The organism is Pseudomonas sp. fls2-241-R2A-110, from assembly GCF_030209165.1.
Classification (GTDB): domain Bacteria; phylum Pseudomonadota; class Gammaproteobacteria; order Pseudomonadales; family Pseudomonadaceae; genus Aquipseudomonas.
Window position 1 is genome coordinate 56299 of record NZ_JARVSN010000021.1, and the last position, 18212, is coordinate 74510.

Annotated in this window: 17 protein-coding genes and 1 tRNA gene; 14 read left to right on the forward strand and 4 right to left on the reverse strand. The window is 59.2% G+C overall.

Annotated features, from left to right (window positions below):
• Positions 1–34 precede the first annotated feature (34 nt).
• From QRN31_RS17235 to QRN31_RS17250, 4 genes are read left to right on the forward strand one after another with little or no spacing between them, the layout of a single operon-like run.
• Positions 35–1735 carry a vWA domain-containing protein gene (locus tag QRN31_RS17235; RefSeq protein WP_285433329.1) on the forward strand — a complete coding sequence of 567 codons (1701 nt, stop codon included), beginning with the start codon at positions 35–37 and terminating at the stop codon, positions 1733–1735.
• A 1-nt stretch (position 1736) separates the two neighbouring features.
• Entirely contained in the window at positions 1737–2303 is a 567-nt protein-coding gene (locus QRN31_RS17240; protein WP_285433330.1) for an RNA polymerase sigma factor, read from the forward strand.
• On the forward strand, positions 2300–2920 hold the full coding sequence (locus QRN31_RS17245; RefSeq protein ID WP_285433331.1) for a hypothetical protein: 621 nt from the start codon (positions 2300–2302) through the stop codon (positions 2918–2920). The genes QRN31_RS17240 and QRN31_RS17245 overlap by 4 nt, the downstream gene beginning before the upstream one ends.
• Positions 2921–2940: 20 nt before the next feature.
• Positions 2941–3207, forward strand: a complete 267-nt coding sequence (locus QRN31_RS17250; protein WP_285433332.1) for a hypothetical protein — start codon at positions 2941–2943, stop codon at positions 3205–3207.
• A gap of 97 nt (positions 3208–3304) precedes the next feature.
• Here QRN31_RS17250 and QRN31_RS17255 read toward each other — a convergent pair.
• Positions 3305–3381 (reverse strand) — tRNA-Arg (locus QRN31_RS17255).
• A gap of 349 nt (positions 3382–3730) precedes the next feature.
• On the opposite strand from QRN31_RS17255, the gene gabD reads away from it, so the two are divergent.
• From gabD to QRN31_RS17270, 3 genes are all read left to right on the forward strand, one after another.
• Positions 3731–5173: an NADP-dependent succinate-semialdehyde dehydrogenase gene (gabD, locus tag QRN31_RS17260; protein ID WP_285433333.1), complete on the forward strand. Its 1443-nt coding sequence runs from the start codon at positions 3731–3733 to the stop codon at positions 5171–5173.
• 198 nt (positions 5174–5371) lie between these two features.
• Positions 5372–6649 carry a 4-aminobutyrate--2-oxoglutarate transaminase gene (gene gabT, locus QRN31_RS17265; protein WP_090177104.1) on the forward strand — a complete coding sequence of 426 codons (1278 nt, stop codon included), beginning with the start codon at positions 5372–5374 and terminating at the stop codon, positions 6647–6649.
• A gap of 137 nt (positions 6650–6786) precedes the next feature.
• Entirely contained in the window at positions 6787–7998 is a 1212-nt protein-coding gene (locus QRN31_RS17270; RefSeq protein ID WP_285433334.1) for a response regulator, read from the forward strand.
• Between the two features lie 135 nt (positions 7999–8133).
• Here the strand turns inward: QRN31_RS17270 and QRN31_RS17275 are convergent, their stop codons facing one another.
• Positions 8134–9123: a GGDEF domain-containing protein gene (locus tag QRN31_RS17275; protein ID WP_285433335.1), complete on the reverse strand. Its 990-nt coding sequence runs from the start codon at positions 9121–9123 to the stop codon at positions 8134–8136.
• A 150-nt stretch (positions 9124–9273) separates the two neighbouring features.
• The gene (gene desA, locus QRN31_RS17280) at positions 9274–10458 is read right to left on the reverse strand and encodes a delta-9 fatty acid desaturase DesA (protein WP_285433336.1); all 1185 of its coding nucleotides are present in this window, start codon (positions 10456–10458) and stop codon (positions 9274–9276) included.
• A gap of 147 nt (positions 10459–10605) precedes the next feature.
• Here desA and dibA point away from each other — a divergent pair, with 147 nt between their 5' ends.
• From dibA to QRN31_RS17310, 6 genes are all read left to right on the forward strand, one after another.
• Positions 10606–12525, forward strand: coding sequence for a phosphodiesterase DibA (gene dibA / locus QRN31_RS17285; protein ID WP_285433337.1), 1920 nt, complete (start codon positions 10606–10608; stop codon positions 12523–12525).
• Positions 12526–12706: 181 nt separating this feature from the next.
• On the forward strand, positions 12707–12889 hold the full coding sequence (oscA, locus tag QRN31_RS17290) for a sulfur starvation response protein OscA (RefSeq protein ID WP_007945260.1): 183 nt from the start codon (positions 12707–12709) through the stop codon (positions 12887–12889).
• A 70-nt stretch (positions 12890–12959) separates the two neighbouring features.
• Positions 12960–13973 carry a sulfate ABC transporter substrate-binding protein gene (locus QRN31_RS17295; RefSeq protein ID WP_285433338.1) on the forward strand — a complete coding sequence of 338 codons (1014 nt, stop codon included), beginning with the start codon at positions 12960–12962 and terminating at the stop codon, positions 13971–13973.
• 70 nt (positions 13974–14043) lie between these two features.
• Entirely contained in the window at positions 14044–14862 is an 819-nt protein-coding gene (cysT, locus tag QRN31_RS17300) for a sulfate ABC transporter permease subunit CysT (RefSeq protein ID WP_208670587.1), read from the forward strand.
• 13 nt (positions 14863–14875) lie between these two features.
• Complete coding sequence (gene cysW / locus QRN31_RS17305; protein ID WP_046031356.1) at positions 14876–15748, forward strand: sulfate ABC transporter permease subunit CysW; 873 nt, start codon at positions 14876–14878, stop codon at positions 15746–15748.
• A 3-nt stretch (positions 15749–15751) separates the two neighbouring features.
• A complete protein-coding gene (locus tag QRN31_RS17310; RefSeq protein ID WP_285433339.1) occupies positions 15752–16741 on the forward strand; it encodes a sulfate/molybdate ABC transporter ATP-binding protein in 990 nt (329 codons plus the stop codon).
• 125 nt (positions 16742–16866) lie between these two features.
• Here the strand turns inward: QRN31_RS17310 and QRN31_RS17315 are convergent, their stop codons facing one another.
• Positions 16867–17385 carry an Mpo1 family 2-hydroxy fatty acid dioxygenase gene (locus QRN31_RS17315; protein ID WP_285433340.1) on the reverse strand — a complete coding sequence of 173 codons (519 nt, stop codon included), beginning with the start codon at positions 17383–17385 and terminating at the stop codon, positions 16867–16869.
• An 84-nt stretch (positions 17386–17469) separates the two neighbouring features.
• Here QRN31_RS17315 and QRN31_RS17320 point away from each other — a divergent pair, with 84 nt between their 5' ends.
• Positions 17470–18156 carry a Crp/Fnr family transcriptional regulator gene (locus tag QRN31_RS17320; protein WP_285433342.1) on the forward strand — a complete coding sequence of 229 codons (687 nt, stop codon included), beginning with the start codon at positions 17470–17472 and terminating at the stop codon, positions 18154–18156.
• Positions 18157–18212 lie beyond the last annotated feature (56 nt).

Sequence of the window (18212 nt, forward strand, 5' to 3'; positions counted from 1 at the left end):
TGAATGGATCAATTTCCTCCTGAGGTCAGCCCACATGTCCCTCCCTCTGCATTTCCTCCGCCCGGCCGCCCAGGGTTTCGCCATCGGGTTGTTGCTGTCCGTTGGCGGTTGCGGCGTTTCCTCCAAGCCTGAATCCGCTGAAGTGGCGCCGCCGGCTCAAGGTGCGATGACGACTGAAGCATTAGTGCGCAGCGAACCCATTGCTGCGGATGCGTCCATGGCTAAACGCAGCGTACGCCCGGCACCAATGGCGAGTTTTGCGCCTGAGTTGGCTGCGCCCGGATATCGCGATGAGCCGCGCGAGCAGTATCAAGCGCTGGCGGATAACCCCATTCACAGCGTCGCAGAAGCGCCGGTCTCGACCTTCAGCGCCGATGTCGATACCGGCGCTTACGCCAATGTCCGCCGCTTGCTGAATCAGGGTCGCCTGCCACCGGAAGGCGCGGTACGACTCGAGGAAATGGTCAATTACTTTCCCTACGACTACGCGTTGCCCACCGACGGCTCGCCCTTTGGCGTGACCACTGAGCTGGCGCCATCGCCGTGGAACCCGCATACCCGGTTGTTGCGCATAGGCATCAAGGCGTCAGACCGCGCAGTAGCGGAACTGGCCCCGGCCAACCTGGTGTTTCTGGTGGACGTGTCCGGCTCGATGGACCGCCGCGAGGGTTTGCCGCTGGTCAAAAGCACGCTGAAGTTGCTGGTCGATCAACTGCGCGAGCAGGACCGCGTTTCGCTGGTGGTCTATGCCGGTGATTCGCGTGTGGTGCTGGAGCCAACGTCCGGCCGCGAGAAAGCGAAAATTCGTACCGCCATCGATCAATTGACCGCTGGAGGCTCGACCGCTGGCGCCTCAGGCATCGAGCTGGCCTATCAAATGGCGCAGCAGGCCTTCATTCCCAAGGGCATCAACCGCATCCTGCTGGCCACCGACGGTGACTTCAACGTCGGCGTCAGCGACTTCGACAGCCTCAAGCAAATGGCTACGGATAAACGCAAGACCGGTGTTTCCCTGACCACGCTGGGTTTTGGTGTGGATAACTACAATGAACACCTGATGGAGCAACTGGCCGACGCCGGCGACGGTAATTACGCCTACATCGACAACCTGCGCGAGGCGCGCAAAGTGCTGGTGGATCAACTCGGATCAACCCTCGCAGTGGTGGCGAAGAACGTGAAGCTGCAAGTGGAATTCAACCCGGCTCAGGTCAGCGAGTATCGGCTGTTGGGGTATGAGAATAGGACGCTCAAGCGTGAGGATTTCAGCAACGACAAGGTTGATGCTGGCGAAATCGGTGCAGGACACACGGTGACCGCGCTGTATGAAATCGTACCCAAGGGCGAAAAGGGCTGGTTGGAGCCGTTGCGCTATGGCCAGTCGGAGTCGGTTGTTTCCGGGAATGCTGGAGAGTTGGCGATGTTGCGCGTGCGTTATCAGTTACCGGAAGGTGGGAATAGTCGCTTGATCGAGCGGCCGATTGCGGGTGATTCGGTTGGAAAAGCCAGTGATGACCTGCGATTTGCGGCGGCCGTGGCAGCGTTTTCCCAACAATTGAAGGATGGACGTTATACCGGTGATTTCAGTCTGAAGGACACCGAAGCCCTGGCGCGCGGTGCGCGGGGTGACGACCGATTCGGTCTGCGGGCGGAGTTCGTGCAACTGGTGGAGTTGGCGCAAAGCCTGCGCACCACAACGGCCTCCAACATTGAGCCGCTGAAGGGAGGCTACAACTGACATGTCTGCGCTTGAACCGAGCGACGAATCACTGCTGGCCCGCTATCGTGCGGGCGACGGGCCGGCGTTCGAGATTTTGTACGCCCGTCACCGCCAGGGGCTTTATCGATTCCTTCTCGGCCTCAGCGGTAAACCCGAACTGGCCGAAGAGGTGTACCAGGACACCTGGCTGAGCCTGATCCGCAGCACCAGTCAGCCACAGGGCCGGGCGAATTTTCGTACGTGGCTCTACCAGATTGCCCGCAATCGGTTGATCGATCACTGGCGCAAACATGGCATTCACAACCCCTTGCACGACAGCTATGACGAACAGACCCACGCCGTGATTTATGAGGCGACCGATCCGGAGCAGCTGTTGAGCTTGAGCCGCGACAGTCAGCGCCTTGAAGCCGCCCTGCAAAACCTGCCCGCCGACCAGCGCGAAGTGTTCCTGCTACGCGCCCACAGCGATCTCGATTTCCCCCAGATCGCCACCCTCACCGAAACACCGCTGGAAACGGTGAAAAGCCGCTTGCGCTACGCCCAGCAAAAACTGCGTCGGCTGCTGGCCGAGGAGGTACTGACATGACTGACGCCCGCAAAACACCGGAAGACAAAGTGCTGCAGCATTTTCGTGAACACAGCCGCGATGAGCCTCCGGCGCACCTTGATGCGTTCATTCTGGCCGCCGCACACCGAGAAACCCCTGCGCCGAAACCGAGCCTGTGGCAGCGCTGGGTCAAGGCTTGCCAGAAACCTCGTTGGCAAGTCGCGTTCGCCAGCCTCGTGGGTGTCGCACTGATGCTAGCGCTGGTGCAACGCACGCCAGAGCAAGCGCCAAGCTATGACTTCGCACCCGCACCCAAAGCATCGGCCCCGGTTACCAAGAAGGAGTCTGCGCAGGTGGCGCGCTCGCTCGCGGCGCCCGCTGGCGCGATGTCTGCGCCAGCGCCTGCCGCGCCAATGGCCGATTTTGCCGCCCCCGCGCAGACCGAATCGATCAGCGCTGAAATGGCTGACGAAGCAAAGGTCAGCAAGCCCCCGGTGATGGCGCCGGCAAAGTTTATCGACGATCAATTAAGGGAAGTGATCCGCCTGCAAAAAGCGGGTCAGACTCAAGCGGCCACTGACCTGATGGCGACATTGCACAAACGCTTTCCCAAGGAAAATCTCACGGCCAGACTCAAGGCATTGCAGAAAAACTGAGACGCAAAGCGGTCGTCCATTTGGCAACAAGGCCCGAAAGCGCGCACTATCGGGCCATAGCCGATGCGTTGGAGGAAGCCGTGGCGAAAAAAATCGATCGCATCGCCCAAATGCTCAACTGCCCTGTGAAAGGGGAGGATATGAGGCGGGCAATTACCGAGAGTCGTAAGGAGTTTCTTCTTGCTCAGCAGGAAAAGGAGGAGCTTGAGGAAGACGTCCTTGATGAGGAAGAGGTCGAGGACGAAGAGGATGATGAGTACGACGAGTTTGATTGGACGACGGAATAAACCAGAACTGGACCCAAATCCAGTTGCCCTGTTCAGAGACAACACCCATAAAAAAGCCCCAGACCCTAAGATCTGAGGCTTTTTCATTTACGACGTATGGTGCACCAGGCGGGATTCGAACCCACGACCCCTGCCTTCGGAGGGCAGTACTCTATCCAGCTGAGCTACTGGTGCAAGCGGGCGCCATGATACTCATATGCACTGCGGGCGTCCATGCTGCTGAATCGACTGTGGTTTTCGCAACCGTAACAACCGTTTGCTACGTTGATCAGAAAAATTGGGCAAATGCGGCGTTTTCGTTCTTTTTTTCGAACAGGCTATTGTCCTTTACCCCCTTTGATCCTAGGATTCGTTTGAGATTTCAAACGCTCTTGTCTGGGTGCTGAACCGCACGAGTTTCAATCAGTGCGCTATTTATGTGCTTCAGCCCGGTGAATGATTTCCCTGACGGCAGCCTTTGAGGCGCCTTTCTACAATCATAATTCGCTCCGCGCTGGTCGCGGTGCTGTTAAGGAAAGCCGACATGCAGCTTAAAGACACCCAGTTGTTCCGCCAGCAAGCCTTTATCGATGGCGCTTGGGTCGATGCGGACAATGGTCAGACGATCAAGGTCAACAACCCGGCAACGGGCGAAATTCTGGGCACTGTGCCGAAAATGGGCGCTGCCGAAACCCGCCGTGCAATCGAAGCCGCTGACAAAGCGCTGCCGGCCTGGCGTGCACTGACCGCCAAGGACCGTGCGAACAAGCTGCGTCGCTGGTTCGAACTGATCATCGAAAACCAGGACGACCTCGCTCGTCTGATGACCATGGAACAAGGCAAGCCATTGGCCGAAGCCAAGGGCGAGATCGTTTACGCCGCTTCCTTTATCGAGTGGTTCGCCGAAGAAGCCAAGCGCGTCTACGGTGATGTGATTCCGGGTCACCAGCCAGACAAGCGCTTGATCGTGATCAAGCAGCCAATCGGCGTGACCGCTGCAATCACCCCGTGGAACTTCCCGGCTGCAATGATCACCCGTAAAGCCGGCCCGGCTCTGGCCGCCGGTTGCACCATGGTGCTCAAGCCTGCTTCGCAAACCCCGTTCTCCGCGTTCGCCCTGGCTGAACTGGCCCAGCGTGCCGGTATCCCGAATGGTGTGTTCAGCGTAGTGTCCGGCAGCGCCGGCGACATCGGCAGCGAGCTGACCAGCAACCCGATCGTGCGTAAATTGTCCTTCACTGGCTCGACCGAAATCGGTCGTCAGCTGATGGCTGAATGCGCCAAGGACATCAAAAAGGTTTCCCTGGAACTGGGCGGCAACGCGCCGTTCATCGTGTTCGACGACGCGGACCTGGATAAGGCCGTCGAAGGCGCGATCATTTCCAAGTACCGCAACAACGGCCAGACCTGCGTCTGCGCCAACCGTCTGTACATTCAGGATTCGGTCTACGACGCGTTCGCCGAGAAGCTGAAAGTGGCCGTGGCCAAACTCAAGATCGGTAACGGTCTGGAAGAAGGCACCACCACTGGCCCGCTGATCGACGAAAAAGCCGTGGCCAAGGTTCAAGAGCACATTGCTGACGCGATCAGCAAAGGCGCAACCGTGCTGGCCGGTGGCAAGGTCATGGAAGGCAACTTCTTCGAACCGACCATCCTGACCAACGTGCCGAAGAACGCAGCCGTGGCCAAGGAAGAAACCTTCGGTCCATTGGCGCCGCTGTTCCGCTTCAAAGACGAAGCCGAAGTGATCGCGATGTCCAACGACACCGAGTTCGGTCTGGCGTCGTACTTCTATGCTCGCGACCTGGGCCGTGTGTTCCGTGTGGCTGAAGCCCTGGAATACGGCATGGTCGGCGTCAACACCGGGTTGATCTCCAACGAAGTCGCGCCGTTCGGCGGCATCAAGGCGTCGGGCCTGGGCCGTGAAGGCTCCAAGTACGGCATCGAAGATTACCTGGAAATCAAATACCTCTGCCTGGGCATCTAAGCTCGCAAGACAAGAACCCGGCAAGGCATTGCTTTAAACGCAAAGGGCACGAGAGCGCTGTCCCTTTGCGTGCTTCAAATGGAATTTTCTCTGTGGCCGGGAACGCTATGGCAGTCGATCATCGCATGCTGCCGTAGTTGCCTCCCCGCCGCATTTTCCTTGAACCACGCCGCCCGATGAGCGGTGAATGAGGACTTTATGAGCAAGACTAACGCATCCCTGATGAAACGCCGCGAAGCCGCTGTACCACGCGGTGTTGGCCAGATTCACCCGATCTTCGCCGAGTCCGCGAAGAACGCCACCGTGACCGACGTTGAAGGTCGCGAGTTCATCGACTTCGCCGGCGGTATCGCTGTGCTGAACACCGGCCACGTGCACCCGAAAATCATCGCCGCCGTGACCGAGCAGCTGAACAAGCTGACCCACACTTGCTTCCAGGTACTGGCTTACGAACCGTACGTAGAAGTGTGCGAAAAAATCAACGCCAAGGTGCCAGGTGATTTCGCCAAGAAAACCCTGCTGGTGACCACCGGTTCCGAAGCCGTTGAAAACGCCGTGAAGATCGCTCGTGCCGCCACTGGCCGTGCCGGCGTGATCGCGTTCACCGGCGCTTACCACGGTCGCACCATGATGACTCTGGGCCTGACCGGTAAAGTCGTGCCTTACTCGGCCGGCATGGGCCTGATGCCAGGCGGCATCTTCCGCGCGCTGTACCCGAACGAGCTGCACGGTGTGAGCATCGACGATTCGATCGCCAGCATCGAACGCATCTTCAAGAACGACGCCGAGCCGCGTGACATCGCTGCCATCATCATCGAGCCAGTTCAGGGCGAAGGTGGTTTCTACGTCGCTCCTAAAGAGTTCATGAAGCGTCTGCGCGCCCTGTGCGACCAGCACGGCATCCTGTTGATCGCTGACGAAGTTCAGACCGGCGCTGGCCGTACCGGCACTTTCTTCGCCATGGAACAGATGGGCGTTGCTGCCGACCTGACCACCTTCGCCAAATCCATCGCTGGCGGCTTCCCGTTGGCCGGTGTGTGCGGTAAAGCCGAATACATGGACGCCATTGCTCCAGGCGGCTTGGGCGGCACCTACGCCGGTAGCCCGATTGCTTGCGCCGCGGCCCTGGCCGTGATGGAAGTGTTCGAAGAAGAGCACCTGCTGGACCGCTGCAAGGCTGTTGGCGAGCGTCTGGTGACTGGCCTCAAAGCCATTCAGGCCAAGTACCCGGTGATCGGTGAAGTCCGTGCCCTGGGCGCGATGATCGCGGTCGAGCTGTTTGTTGACGGCGACAGCCACAAGCCGAACGCTCCAGCGGTAGCCGCTGTTGTCGCCAAGGCGCGTGACAAGGGTCTGATCCTGCTGTCCTGCGGCACTTACGGCAACGTTCTGCGCGTCCTGGTACCGCTGACTTCGCCGGACGAGCAATTGGACAAAGGTCTGGCCATCATTGAAGAGTGCTTCTCGGAGCTTTGATCTAAAGTGCTTGCATGAAAATGTGAGCTGATCGACAAAAAACCCGCTTCGGCGGGTTTTTTTGTCCTTCAAAATAGATGCCTCGTTTCAATGACCCGCTTCGACTAAGGTACAAGCATCGCAAAGGGAGCGTGCAGATGACCGCTGTGGTTTTACCGGCTGTACCGCGTGTGCTGATTGCCGAGGCCGATCCCTGGTCTCGCGACCTGCTCAAGCACGTGTTGTTGAATGTGCGCTGCGACGCACGGTTGGACCTGTGCGCCGATGGCCAGGAAGCGTTGCGCCTCCTGGCGGACAATCCCTACGACCTGGTGATCGTCGATTGGGAGCTGCCTGGCATCGATGGCCTGAATGTTTTGCGCAACGTGCGCCAGCGCAAGCGCAATCCGCCGCTGCCCTTCATTCTGATGAGCAGTCGCAGCGACAGCGCGAGCGTGCGTGAAGCACTGCCCCTGGCGCCCGCGGCGTACCTGACCAAACCCCTGAACATGGAAAGCCTGACCCATCGCCTGCAGGATTTGCTGGTGAATGCTGGAGAACAGGTGGCCTGTGAGGTGCAAACGCTGGCGCCAGGCATGACCTTGTCGGTGTACCTGGAGCGTCGTCGTGAACTGGCAGAGGGTGCGCCGCTGATGACCGACGTGCAGGTGGCGGTCGATCGCAGCCTCAATCCCGGCGGCCTGGACCTCAACCGCCTGGAAGGCGAAATCCGTACCGACCCGCAGATCACTGCTGTGCTGATCGCGGCAGCCAACAGCGCGGCGCAGCACCTTGGCGATCCGGTCCAGACCTTGGGCCAGGCGTTGCACCGGTTGGGCACCGCGCAAAGCATGAACCTGATACTGGGGCTGGCGCTCAAACGCAGCGCCCGGCTCAGCGATCCGTTGCTGGCCGACTATGCCGAGCGTTATTGGGACCTGTCGCTGCACACCGCTGAGTACGCCCGGACGCTGGCGCGCTTGCTGGATCTGGATCAGGAACGTTGTTATTGCGCGGGCATATTGCACTGCCTCGGCGATCTCGCGCTGTTGAGGTGTTTGCAGGAATGGAAGCAGGCCGGCGGTGAGCTGGATGAGTGGGAGGAGGTTGGAGACGCCCTGGCCGAGTTCGGCGCAGCGTACGGTTCGGCCTTGCGCACGCGCTGGCGTCTGCCGCTGGAGTTGCGAGAGCTGATTGCAGCGGTCTACCAGCTCGGTGGCGGGGTTTACTCCCGCGAAGCCTTGGTGATGAACATGGCGGCGCAATTGGCGCGTCTGACTGAGCATGAGGGCATCGAGGCCTTGGCCAAGAGCCGAACGGCGCGGCTGCTCAAGATCGGGCTGCCGGAGCTGATGCGCTTGCGCAAATAAGCACTACACAAAACCCTGTGGGAGCGAGCTTGCTCGCGATAGCGGACTATCAGCCAACATCAATGTTGGATATGACTCCCTCATCGCGAGCAAGCTCGCTCCCACATTGGTTTTGTGTTTCGCCTGAGGTTGGAATTAGCCTGAGATGATGCGGTTCTTGCCCTGGCGCTTGGCTTCATACATCGCGGCATCCGCACGGGCGTAAAGGCCGTCCAGGCTTTGGTCTTCCGCGGTCAGGCTGGTCAGGCCCTGGCTGACGGTGATACCGAACGTCTTGTCGTCATGACTGAAGCTCAACTGTTGAATCATCCGCTGCAGGCGTTCGGCCACTTGCATGGCCATGTCGGGGGCGCAGCCTGGGAAGACAGCGGCGAACTCTTCCCCACCGATTCGCCCGAACAGATCTCCCCGGCGTAATGCGGCGCGACCACTCTCGGCGATTCGTTGCAGCACGATGTCGCCAGTTTGATGGCCGTAGGTGTCGTTCACTGCTTTGAAATCATCGATGTCGAGCAGCAGGAACGCCATCGGCGCGCCTTGCTTGCACGCTTGCGCAAACTCGCGCTGAGCGCATTCGAAGAAGTGGCGTCGGTTGCTGCTTTCAGTCAGCGCATCGGTGGTGGCCAGTCGCTGCAATTCCGCCTCCATTCGTTTCTTTTCGGTGATGTCCTCGGCGATGCCGACGATGATCACCGGTTGGCCCGGTTCGGCCTGGCGATTGATGAAGCACTTGTCGCTGATCCAGCGCACCTGGCCGTCGGCGGCAATGATGCGGTACTCGCGGTCTTCAACAGCCCCTTTCTCCAGCACTTCGGCCAGGCTGCGCTCGGCGTACTCAAGATCATCGGGGTAAATACTGTCTCGCCATTGGTTGTAATCGGACAGCAACAGGCCAGCGGAACGGCCGAAAAGGCGCTCATAGGCCGGGCTGACATAGAGCACCTGGCGAGTTTCCCAATTGAAGGCCCAAAGCACCGCGTTGACGCTCACCAGCAGTGAGCTGAACAGCTGTTCGCGCTCGCTCAGTCGGGCGACTTCGCCCTGGGCATGCATCAGCGCCATCAGGGTTTGCGCGGTGTCGGGTGATTGTGTGAGCGATGAGTCGTGCAGGTTTTTAGGGACCATTGGGACAAATCTCAAAGGGCATGGGCCGCTCGAGGTTCGAACGCGGCTACAACGAAGCCCGCCGGGGGTGGCGAAGTGTCCTTGAGATAGGGGATTTGGAACGAAGTTCCTGAGGGTGCGCCCGCGAACGGGGCGCACCGATCAACGGCGTCAGACAGCGGCGGGGCGCAGGGAGTAGGTCTTCAACTGGTCGGCGAAGTCGCGCAGGGACTGAATCCCGCTGGCTTCAGCTTCGTGAACCCAGTCCTTGATGGCCGCCAGCATGTCGTGACCATTTGAGCTGGTCTTGACCCAGATCTGCTGCAAGGCCAGGCGTTTCTCGTAAATTACCTTCAGCGCCTGACTGTGCTCGAGCATGGTCTGGATGCGCAGGTGGTGTTTTTCATCCAGCAGGCTGGTTTCCCGCGAAAGCAGGCGCTTGGCGCGGTGGAACTGGTGGCGGACCGAATGATCGACCTTTTCCAGTTCTTGCTTGACCAGCGGCGCGATGACCAGCTTGCGGTACTGGGCCATGATCTGGAAACGGTTGTTGAGGATAGCCATGGCAGTGTCCATGTCCAGGTTGCCTTTACCCTCCACACGGTGGGCAATCGGCGCAACCCGCTGGACCTTGGCCAGACGGAAGAAACTGAATACCTGGATCCAGGCCCAGCCGAGGTCGAATTCCCACTTCTTCACCGACAATTTTGCCGAATTAGGATAGGTGTGATGATTGTTATGCAGTTCTTCGCCGCCGATCAGGATGCCCCATGGCACCAGATTGGTCGCCGCGTCGCGGCATTCGAAGTTGCGGTAGCCGATGGCATGACCCAGACCGTTGACCACACCGGCGGCCCACACCGGGATCCACATCATCTGGATCGCCCAGATGGTGATGCCGATGGTGCCGAACAGCATGAGGTCGATGAGCGCCATGATCCCCACGCCCAGCAGCGGGAAGCGGCTGTAAAGCTTGCGTTCGATCCAGTCTTCGGGACAGTTCTTGCCGTAGATGCGCAGGGTCTCCGGGTTTTCCGCTTCGGCGCGGTACAGTTCGGCACCTTTGCGCAGAACCGTGGACAGGCCCTTGATGACCGGACTGTGCGGGTCATCGACGGTTTCGCATTTGGCGTGATGCTTGCGGTGGATAGCCGTCCACTCGCGGGTGTTCTGCGCCGTGGTCAGCCACAGCCAGAAGCGGAAGAAATGTTTCAGGCCAGCATTGAGCTCAAGCGAGCGATGGGCTGAATAACGATGCAGATAGACCGTGACGCCGACAATCGTGACATGGGTCATCAGCAGGGTGACTGCCACCAGTGACCAGGGCGACAAGCCAAGAAAACCTTCGTACCACATAGGCTGTAGGGCCCTCGATAAAGAAAAAAACAGCCGTTGCATTATCACTAAGCCCACAGATAAAACCAGTCGCCCTTTCAGATAAGAGTGGCTGGATGTTTCTTTGACCTATAATTCCAACCATTTTGTAGGGACATGGACAGTCGAATGTCTGCCACATATCGCGATGCCTTGCGTGCAGCGCTGCTTTACCTGGTGCTTTCCATCATCTGGCTCCAGTTTAGCGGCCATCTATTGAACAGTTTCTTCGATAACTCCACTGAGTTACTGCGATGGCAACTGATCAACGGTTACCTCTGGGTGGCGTTCAGTGCCGGCCTGATCTTCATCGCCCGAGCGCGTTTGTTCCGGTGCCTGGGGATCGGCGCCAAATTGCGCGAGCGCAGTGAAGACCGAGAACGTTTGCGTCAGGCCGCCGCGGTGTTTGATTGCACCCGTGAAGGCGTGCTCGTCACTGACAGCAAAGGCCTGATCGTCCACGTGAACCGGGCGTTCATGGAAATTACCGGTTATCAGCGCGAAGAAGTGCTGGGCCAGCGCCCGAACATGTTCAAGTCCGGTCATCATCCGCCAGCGTTCTACCAGGAGATGTTTACCACCCTGGACGGTACCGGTGAGTGGAGCGGGGAAATCTGGAACCGTCGCAAAAGCGGCGAGATCTACCCGCAATGGCAGACTATCCGCGTCATTCGCGACGAGCAGCGCCAGCTCAGCCAATACGTTGCGGTGTTTTCGGACATCAGTGCGATCAAGAATTCCGAACATGAACTCAAGCACCTGGCCAACCACGATCCGCTGACCGCGCTGCCGAACCGTTTGCTTTTCACCGACCGCGCCGAGCAGGCGCTGGCGTCAGCGCAACTGCACAAACGCGGTTGTGCGTTGCTACTGATCGATCTGGATCACTTCAAGATGATCAACGACGGCCTCGGGCACACGATCGGTGACCAATTACTCAAGGCTGTGGCCGAACGCTTGAAAGCCCTGCTCGACCCGGGCATTACCCTGGCGCGCCTGGGCGGGGACGAGTTCGCCGTGCTCGCCGAGAGTTGTCCGCAGCTGGTGCACGCCGGGTCGCTGGCCCAACGAATCATTGATGACCTGCGTGAGCCGCTTCATATCGAGGGTCATCGGCTCTTTATCAACGCCAGCATTGGCATCAGTCTGTTTCCCAGTGACGCCTTGAGCGCCGAACAGCTACTGCGCAACGCCGATTCGGCGCTGTTCAAGGCCAAGAGCGCGGGCCGCGATGGTTACGCCTTGTACACCGAAGAGTTGACCGCGCATGCCCAGCAGCGAGTGGAAATCGGTTTCGAGCTGCGCCGCGCCCTTGAGCAGCAGGAGCTGCGGGTTTACTACCAGCCTGTGCACGACCTCAAGTCCAGTCGCCTGATCGGCGTCGAGGCACTGGTTCGCTGGCAACATCCGCAGCGCGGGCTGGTGTCGCCGGCAGAGTTCATTCCCATTGCCGAGCGCACGGGACTGATTGCCGCGATCGATGCCTGGGTCATGCGCCAGGCTTGTGAGCAGATGTGCCGCTGGCAAGCCGAGGGTGTGGCTTTGTCATTTGTCGCGGTGAATGTTTCATCCCGTTTGTTTGCCCGTCGTGAGTTGTATCAACAGGTGGCCCAGGTGCTGCGCGAGACCGGGCTGGATCCGGCGTATCTGGAGTTGGAAGTCACCGAAAGCGCAGTGATGGACGATCCTGAAGTGGCCCTGGAGCAGATGCATCGCTTGCGCGAGCTCGGTGTGCGGTTGGCCATCGATGATTTCGGCACGGGCTATTCGTCGTTGCTGCGACTCAAGCGTTTACCGGTGCAGAAGCTCAAGATCGATCAGGGCTTCGTAGCCGGTTTGCCGTGGGATGAGGATGATGTGGCTATCGTGCGAGTGATTATCGCGCTGGCGCGAAGCATGGGGATGCAGGTGCATGCCGAGGGGATCGAGCAGATCGAGCAAGCGCGCTTCCTGCTCGAACAGGACTGCAATCTGGGGCAGGGCTACTGGTTCGGGCGTCCGGTGCCGGACCAACAACTGGATTGGGCTCACGCGCCGCAAATTCGCTAAGCCGTTTGATTTTCAAGAAGCTAATCGCTCGCAAGCCCTTGCTCGGCCAGAAAATCGTTTTTGGTTATATAAACATTCTTAAATAGTCTTTTTAAGAATATCTGTGCGTCTCTACTATTGCTCCTACGCCGCAAGCAGTGGCCTCACTGCCAGGCAATCTCTCAGTTGAAGGAGCAGCACTATGAGCGCATCCCTACGTAGCGTTGACGGTCAAGACGAAGCCACCATCTTGCGTGAGATCCAGAGCGCACTGCGCGATCTGCGCTTTGGCGCCGTGGAAATTACCGTGCACAACGCACAGGTAGTCCAGATCGAACGCAAAGAGAAATTCCGCTTGCAGAATCCGAGCAACAAACCGAGCTAAACCACCGGCAGCCCGATTCCAGCACACCATAAAAAAAGCCAACACAATCAGAACTCCAGGAGCTTTCACCATGTCGTCGATTCGTCAATTCGCTTTGGCCGCCTTGGCCAGTGCCCTTTTTGCTGGTTCCGCGGTTGCCAAGGATTACGAATTGCTCAACGTGTCGTATGACCCGACCCGTGAGCTGTACCAGGATTACAACGCCGAATTCGCCAAGTTCTGGCAGAAAGATCACGCCGGCGACACGGTGAAAGTCCAGCAATCCCACGGTGGCTCGGGCAAGCAAGGCCGGGCGGTGATCGACGGCCTGCGCGCCGACGTAGTGACGCTGGCCCTGGCAGGTGACATCGACGAAATCGCCAAACTCGGCAAAACCCTGCCGGTCGACTGGCAGAAGCGTCTTCCCGAGGCGAGCACACCTTATACCTCGACCATCGTGTTCCTGGTGCGCAAGGGCAACCCTAAAGGCATCAAGGACTGGGGCGACCTGGTCAAGAACGACGTGTCGGTCATCACCCCAAATCCGAAAACCTCGGGCGGTGCGCGCTGGAACTTCCTCGCGGCCTGGGCTTATGGCCTGAAAGCCAACGGCGGTAACGAAGCCAAAGCCAAGGAATACGTGCAAACCCTGTTCAAGCACGTGCCTGTGCTGGACACCGGCGCTCGCGGCTCGACCATCACCTTCGTCAACAACGGTCAGGGCGACGTGTTGCTGGCCTGGGAAAACGAAGCGTTCCTGGCGTTGAAAGAAGACGGCGGCGCCGACAAGTTCGAAATCGTCGTGCCTTCGCTGTCGATCCTGGCCGAACCTCCGGTCGCCTTGGTCGATAAAAACGCCGAGAAAAAAGGCAACACCGAGATCGCTGACGCGTACCTCAAGCACCTCTACAGCCCGGCAGGCCAGGAAATTGCGGCGAAAAACTTCTATCGTCCACGTGACAAGGACGTGGCCGCCAAGTACAGCAAGCAGTTCCCGACACTGGACCTGGTGACCATCGACAAGGACTTTGGCGGGTGGAAAACCGCGCAGCCGAAATTCTTCAACGACGGTGGTGTGTTCGATCAGATTTATCAGGCTCAGTAACCTGAAATAAGCCATCAACGAGCCCCGATTCAACCGTCGGGGCTTTGCGCGTTCTCAACCAAGGACTTTTATGTCGCGTCGTATCTCCCCCGTCATACCCGGCTTCGGGCTGACGCTGGGCTACACCTTGGTGTACCTCAGCCTGATTGTGCTCATTCCACTGGCGGCGATGTTCGTGCATGCCGCTCAACTCACCTGGGAACAGTTCTGGGCGATTATCTCGGCACCACGGGTGCTGGCGGCGTTGAAGCTGAGCTTCGGCACCGCGCTCTATGCCGCGATCATCAACGGCATCATCGGCACGCTGCTGGCGTGGGTGCTGGTGCGTTACACATTCCCCGGTCGCAAGATCATCGACGCGATGATCGACTTGCCCTTCGCATTGCCCACTGCCGTGGCGGGTATCGCGCTGACCGCGCTGTACACCCCCACCGGTTTGGTCGGTCAGTTCGCAGCGGACCTGGGTTTCAAGATTGCGTATACCCCCCTCGGCATCACCCTTGCCCTCACTTTTGTGACGCTTCCATTCGTAGTACGTACCGTACAGCCAGTATTGGCCGATATCCCCCGAGAAGTGGAAGAAGCGGCCGCGTGCCTGGGTGCAAAACCGTTGCAGGTCTTCCGCCATATCCTGGTGCCGGCACTGCTTCCGGCCTGGCTCACCGGGTTCGCGTTGGCCTTTGCCCGTGGGGTCGGCGAGTACGGTTCGGTGATTTTCATCGCCGGCAACATGCCGATGAAAACCGAGATCCTGCCGCTGCTGATCATGGTCAAGCTCGACCAGTACGATTACACCGGCGCCACCTCCATTGGTGTACTGATGCTGGTGGTTTCCTTCGTCCTGTTGCTGCTGATCAACTTGCTGCAACGCCGCATCGAAACCCCATAAGGAGGCGCGAACAATGTCCCAATCGTCTATTGCGGCCGCTTCCTCGGCCAACGCCGCCCGCCGTGGCAGTGCCACTTCGCGGCGAATCCTGATCGGCCTCGGCTGGCTGATTTTTGCGCTGTTTTTGTTATTGCCGCTGTTCATCGTGGTGTCCCAGGGCCTGAAGCTTGGCTTGGGCGCGTTTTTCACCGCGATCTTTGAGCCGGACGCTTTGTCGGCCCTGAAACTCACGGTGATCGCCGTGCTGATTTCGGTGCCGCTCAACCTGGTGTTTGGCGTCAGCGCGGCGTGGTGCGTGAGCAAGTACTCGTTCCGTGGCAAAAGCATGCTGGTGACGCTGATCGACCTGCCGTTCTCGGTCTCGCCGGTTATTGCCGGTCTGGTCTACGTGCTGATGTTCGGCGCCCAGGGCTTGTTCGGCCCGTGGTTGCAGGATCACGACATCCAGATTGTCTTCGCGTTGCCGGGCATCGTGCTGGCGACGATTTTTGTCACCGTGCCATTCGTGGCCCGCGAGCTGATCCCGTTGATGCAGGAACAAGGCACGCAGGAAGAAGAGGCCGCGCGCCTGCTGGGTGCCAATGGTTGGCAGATGTTCTGGCACGTTACCGTGCCCAATATCAAATGGGGCCTGATCTATGGCGTGGTGCTGTGTACTGCGCGGGCGATGGGTGAGTTCGGTGCGGTGTCAGTGGTTTCCGGGCACATTCGCGGGGTGACCAACACCTTGCCGCTGCACGTCGAGATCCTCTACAACGAATACAACCACGTGGCCGCGTTCGCTGTGGCGAGCCTGTTGCTGATCCTGGCGCTCTTCATCCTGCTGCTCAAGCAGTGGAGCGAAAACCGTATTAACCGCCTGCGCGCCAGCGCCGCGGAGGAATAATTCATGTCGATCGAAGTGCGTAACGTCAGCAAGAATTTCAACGCGTTCAAGGCGCTAAACAACATCAGCCTGGACATTCAAAGCGGCGAACTCGTGGCGCTGCTCGGCCCGTCCGGTTGCGGCAAGACCACGCTGCTGCGGATCATCGCCGGCCTGGAAACGCCGGATCAGGGCAGCATCGTTTTCCACGGTGAAGACGTTTCTGGTCACGACGTGCGTGATCGCAACGTCGGCTTCGTGTTCCAGCACTATGCGTTGTTCCGCCATATGACGGTGTTCGACAACGTCGCATTCGGCCTGCGCATGAAGCCGAAAAACCAGCGGCCTAGCGAAAGCCAGATCGCGGTGAAAGTTCATGAACTGCTCAACATGGTGCAGCTCGATTGGCTGTCGGATCGCTACCCGGAACAACTCTCCGGCGGTCAGCGCCAGCGTATCGCCCTGGCGCGTGCCTTGGCGGTGGAACCGAAAGTCTTGCTGCTCGACGAACCTTTCGGCGCCCTCGATGCCAAGGTGCGCAAGGAGCTGCGTCGCTGGCTGGCGCGGTTGCACGAAGACATCAACCTGACCTCTGTATTCGTGACCCACGACCAGGAAGAAGCCATGGAAGTGGCCGACCGGATTGTGGTGATGAACAAAGGTGTGATCGAACAGATCGGCTCACCGGGCGATGTCTACGAAAACCCGGCCAGCGATTTCGTTTATCACTTCCTGGGTGACTCGAACCGGCTGCATCTGGGTGAAGACAACCACGTGCTGTTCCGCCCGCACGAAGTGTCGCTGTCGCGCCATGAACTGGAGGATCACCATGCGGCCGAAGTGCGTGATATCCGTCCGCTGGGCGCGACGACGCGGGTGACATTGAAGGTCGAAGGCCAGAGCGAACTGATCGAAGCTGAAGTGGTGAAGGACCACGACAGCCTGATCGGTCTGGCGAAAGGCGAGACGCTGTTCTTCAAGCCCAAGGTCTGGCAAAAACTCGCCAATATCTGACCCTTCCGGCTGATCGTTCCCACGCTCTGCGTGGGAATGCATACCGTGACGCTCTGCATCACTGGACGCAGAGCGTCCCTTGAGGCATTCCCACGCAGAGCGTGGGAACGATCAAGCATCGCGATCTACGCTGCAGCGCGATTCGGATTGACCCGCACCCCACCCACTCGCGCCTCGATCTGCTCTTTCAGATCCCTGCGCAATCCCAGCAAAAACGCCAGCTCGACCGCCACGAACAACGGCCCGACAATCAACCCGGTCACGTCATCGACGAACGCCGGTTTGCGCCCTTCATAGTGGTGACCGACAAACTGGATTGCCCAGCCCACCACAAACATCCCGATGCCGCTCGCCAGCCACACCAGCGTGCTTTGCTGCGCGAGAACCTGTCCCGCCCAAACGCACAGGCCGAGCAAAACGGTCATCAATATCCCGAGGCGCAGTTCCAGGCGCAGGTAAAACCAGGCTGACGCCAATGCCGTCAGCGCCGCCGGCGAAAGCCAGCCCCCGGCCCATTGTGGACGGGACAGCAACACCGCCACCGCCACCACGATCAGCGGAATGCCGATAAAGTGGCTGGCAATGTTGCGTGGGTCGCGATGGTACGCGGCGTATTGACTGAGATGGTCAACGAGGCTTTTCATTGTTATTCCTCCTGTAGGGTGATTGATCATGCCCCGTGTTCTGTTCTCGCTCTGTCAGGCAGGCGACAATCTTTAGGAGATTCCATGGATATGCAGGCCTGGCGTTCGCGCCTGATGACGGGGCATTGGTTCAGTCATCTCCCTGTTTCCTTACAGGATAGTTTGCTGGCAGCGGCCAGGGTTCGGCGCCTGTCGATGGGGCAACTGTTGTTCAAGCGCGGCGATCCGCCGTGCGGGTTGTATGCGGTGCTCGAAGGATGCATACGCATCGGTGCCGTCAGCGAGCAGGGCAAGGAAGCGCTGCTGAGCCTGGTGGAACCGCCGCACTGGTTCGGTGAAATCTGTCTGTTCGACAACCAGCCGCGCACCCACGATGCCTTCGCCGTTGGCCAATGCACCCTGCTGCACATCCCGCAGGCGGCCTTGCTCAAGCTGCTCGACGAACAACCGGTGTACTGGCGGCAATTGGCATTGCTGATGAGCCACAAACTGCGCCTGACCTTTATCAACCTCGAACAGCTGAGCCTGATGCCTGCCCCGACCCGACTGGCGCATCGCTTGCTGATGATCGCCGGAGGATACGGCGAAATCGACCCGCCACGCCGTGTACTGCAACTGCCCCAGGAGCAGTTGGCGTCGATGCTCTCGCTGTCGCGCCAGACCACCAACCAGATCCTCAAGGACTTGCAGGGGCAGGGGATTATCGGTTTGGGCTATGGCGAAATCGAGATTCTGGACGCTGAGCGTTTGCGGGCCCTGGTCACCATCTAGCGGCATGTATTGAAGTTTGTGATGGGCAATCGGCCCGAACGCGCCTAGCCTGTACT

Excerpts from the sequence above, each read along its gene's own strand:
- QRN31_RS17235 (WP_285433329.1), top strand. The coding sequence starts at position 35 with ATGTCCCTCCCTCTGCATTTCCTCCGCCCGGCCGCCCAGGGTTTCGCC.
- QRN31_RS17295 (WP_285433338.1), top strand. The coding sequence starts at position 12,960 with ATGTCGTCGATTCGTCAATTCGCTTTGGCCGCCTTGGCCAGTGCCCTT.
- gabD (WP_285433333.1), top strand. The coding sequence starts at position 3,731 with ATGCAGCTTAAAGACACCCAGTTGTTCCGCCAGCAAGCCTTTATCGAT.
- QRN31_RS17310 (WP_285433339.1), top strand. The coding sequence starts at position 15,752 with ATGTCGATCGAAGTGCGTAACGTCAGCAAGAATTTCAACGCGTTCAAG.
- QRN31_RS17240 (WP_285433330.1), top strand. The coding sequence starts at position 1,737 with ATGTCTGCGCTTGAACCGAGCGACGAATCACTGCTGGCCCGCTATCGT.
- cysT (WP_208670587.1), top strand. The coding sequence starts at position 14,044 with ATGTCGCGTCGTATCTCCCCCGTCATACCCGGCTTCGGGCTGACGCTG.
- oscA (WP_007945260.1), top strand. The coding sequence starts at position 12,707 with ATGAGCGCATCCCTACGTAGCGTTGACGGTCAAGACGAAGCCACCATC.
- desA (WP_285433336.1), bottom strand. The coding sequence starts at position 10,458 with ATGTGGTACGAAGGTTTTCTTGGCTTGTCGCCCTGGTCACTGGTGGCA.
- cysW (WP_046031356.1), top strand. The coding sequence starts at position 14,876 with ATGTCCCAATCGTCTATTGCGGCCGCTTCCTCGGCCAACGCCGCCCGC.
- QRN31_RS17270 (WP_285433334.1), top strand. The coding sequence starts at position 6,787 with ATGACCGCTGTGGTTTTACCGGCTGTACCGCGTGTGCTGATTGCCGAG.
- QRN31_RS17315 (WP_285433340.1), bottom strand. The coding sequence starts at position 17,385 with ATGAAAAGCCTCGTTGACCATCTCAGTCAATACGCCGCGTACCATCGC.
- gabT (WP_090177104.1), top strand. The coding sequence starts at position 5,372 with ATGAGCAAGACTAACGCATCCCTGATGAAACGCCGCGAAGCCGCTGTA.
- QRN31_RS17245 (WP_285433331.1), top strand. The coding sequence starts at position 2,300 with ATGACTGACGCCCGCAAAACACCGGAAGACAAAGTGCTGCAGCATTTT.
- QRN31_RS17275 (WP_285433335.1), bottom strand. The coding sequence starts at position 9,123 with ATGGTCCCTAAAAACCTGCACGACTCATCGCTCACACAATCACCCGAC.
- dibA (WP_285433337.1), top strand. The coding sequence starts at position 10,606 with ATGTCTGCCACATATCGCGATGCCTTGCGTGCAGCGCTGCTTTACCTG.
- QRN31_RS17320 (WP_285433342.1), top strand. The coding sequence starts at position 17,470 with ATGGATATGCAGGCCTGGCGTTCGCGCCTGATGACGGGGCATTGGTTC.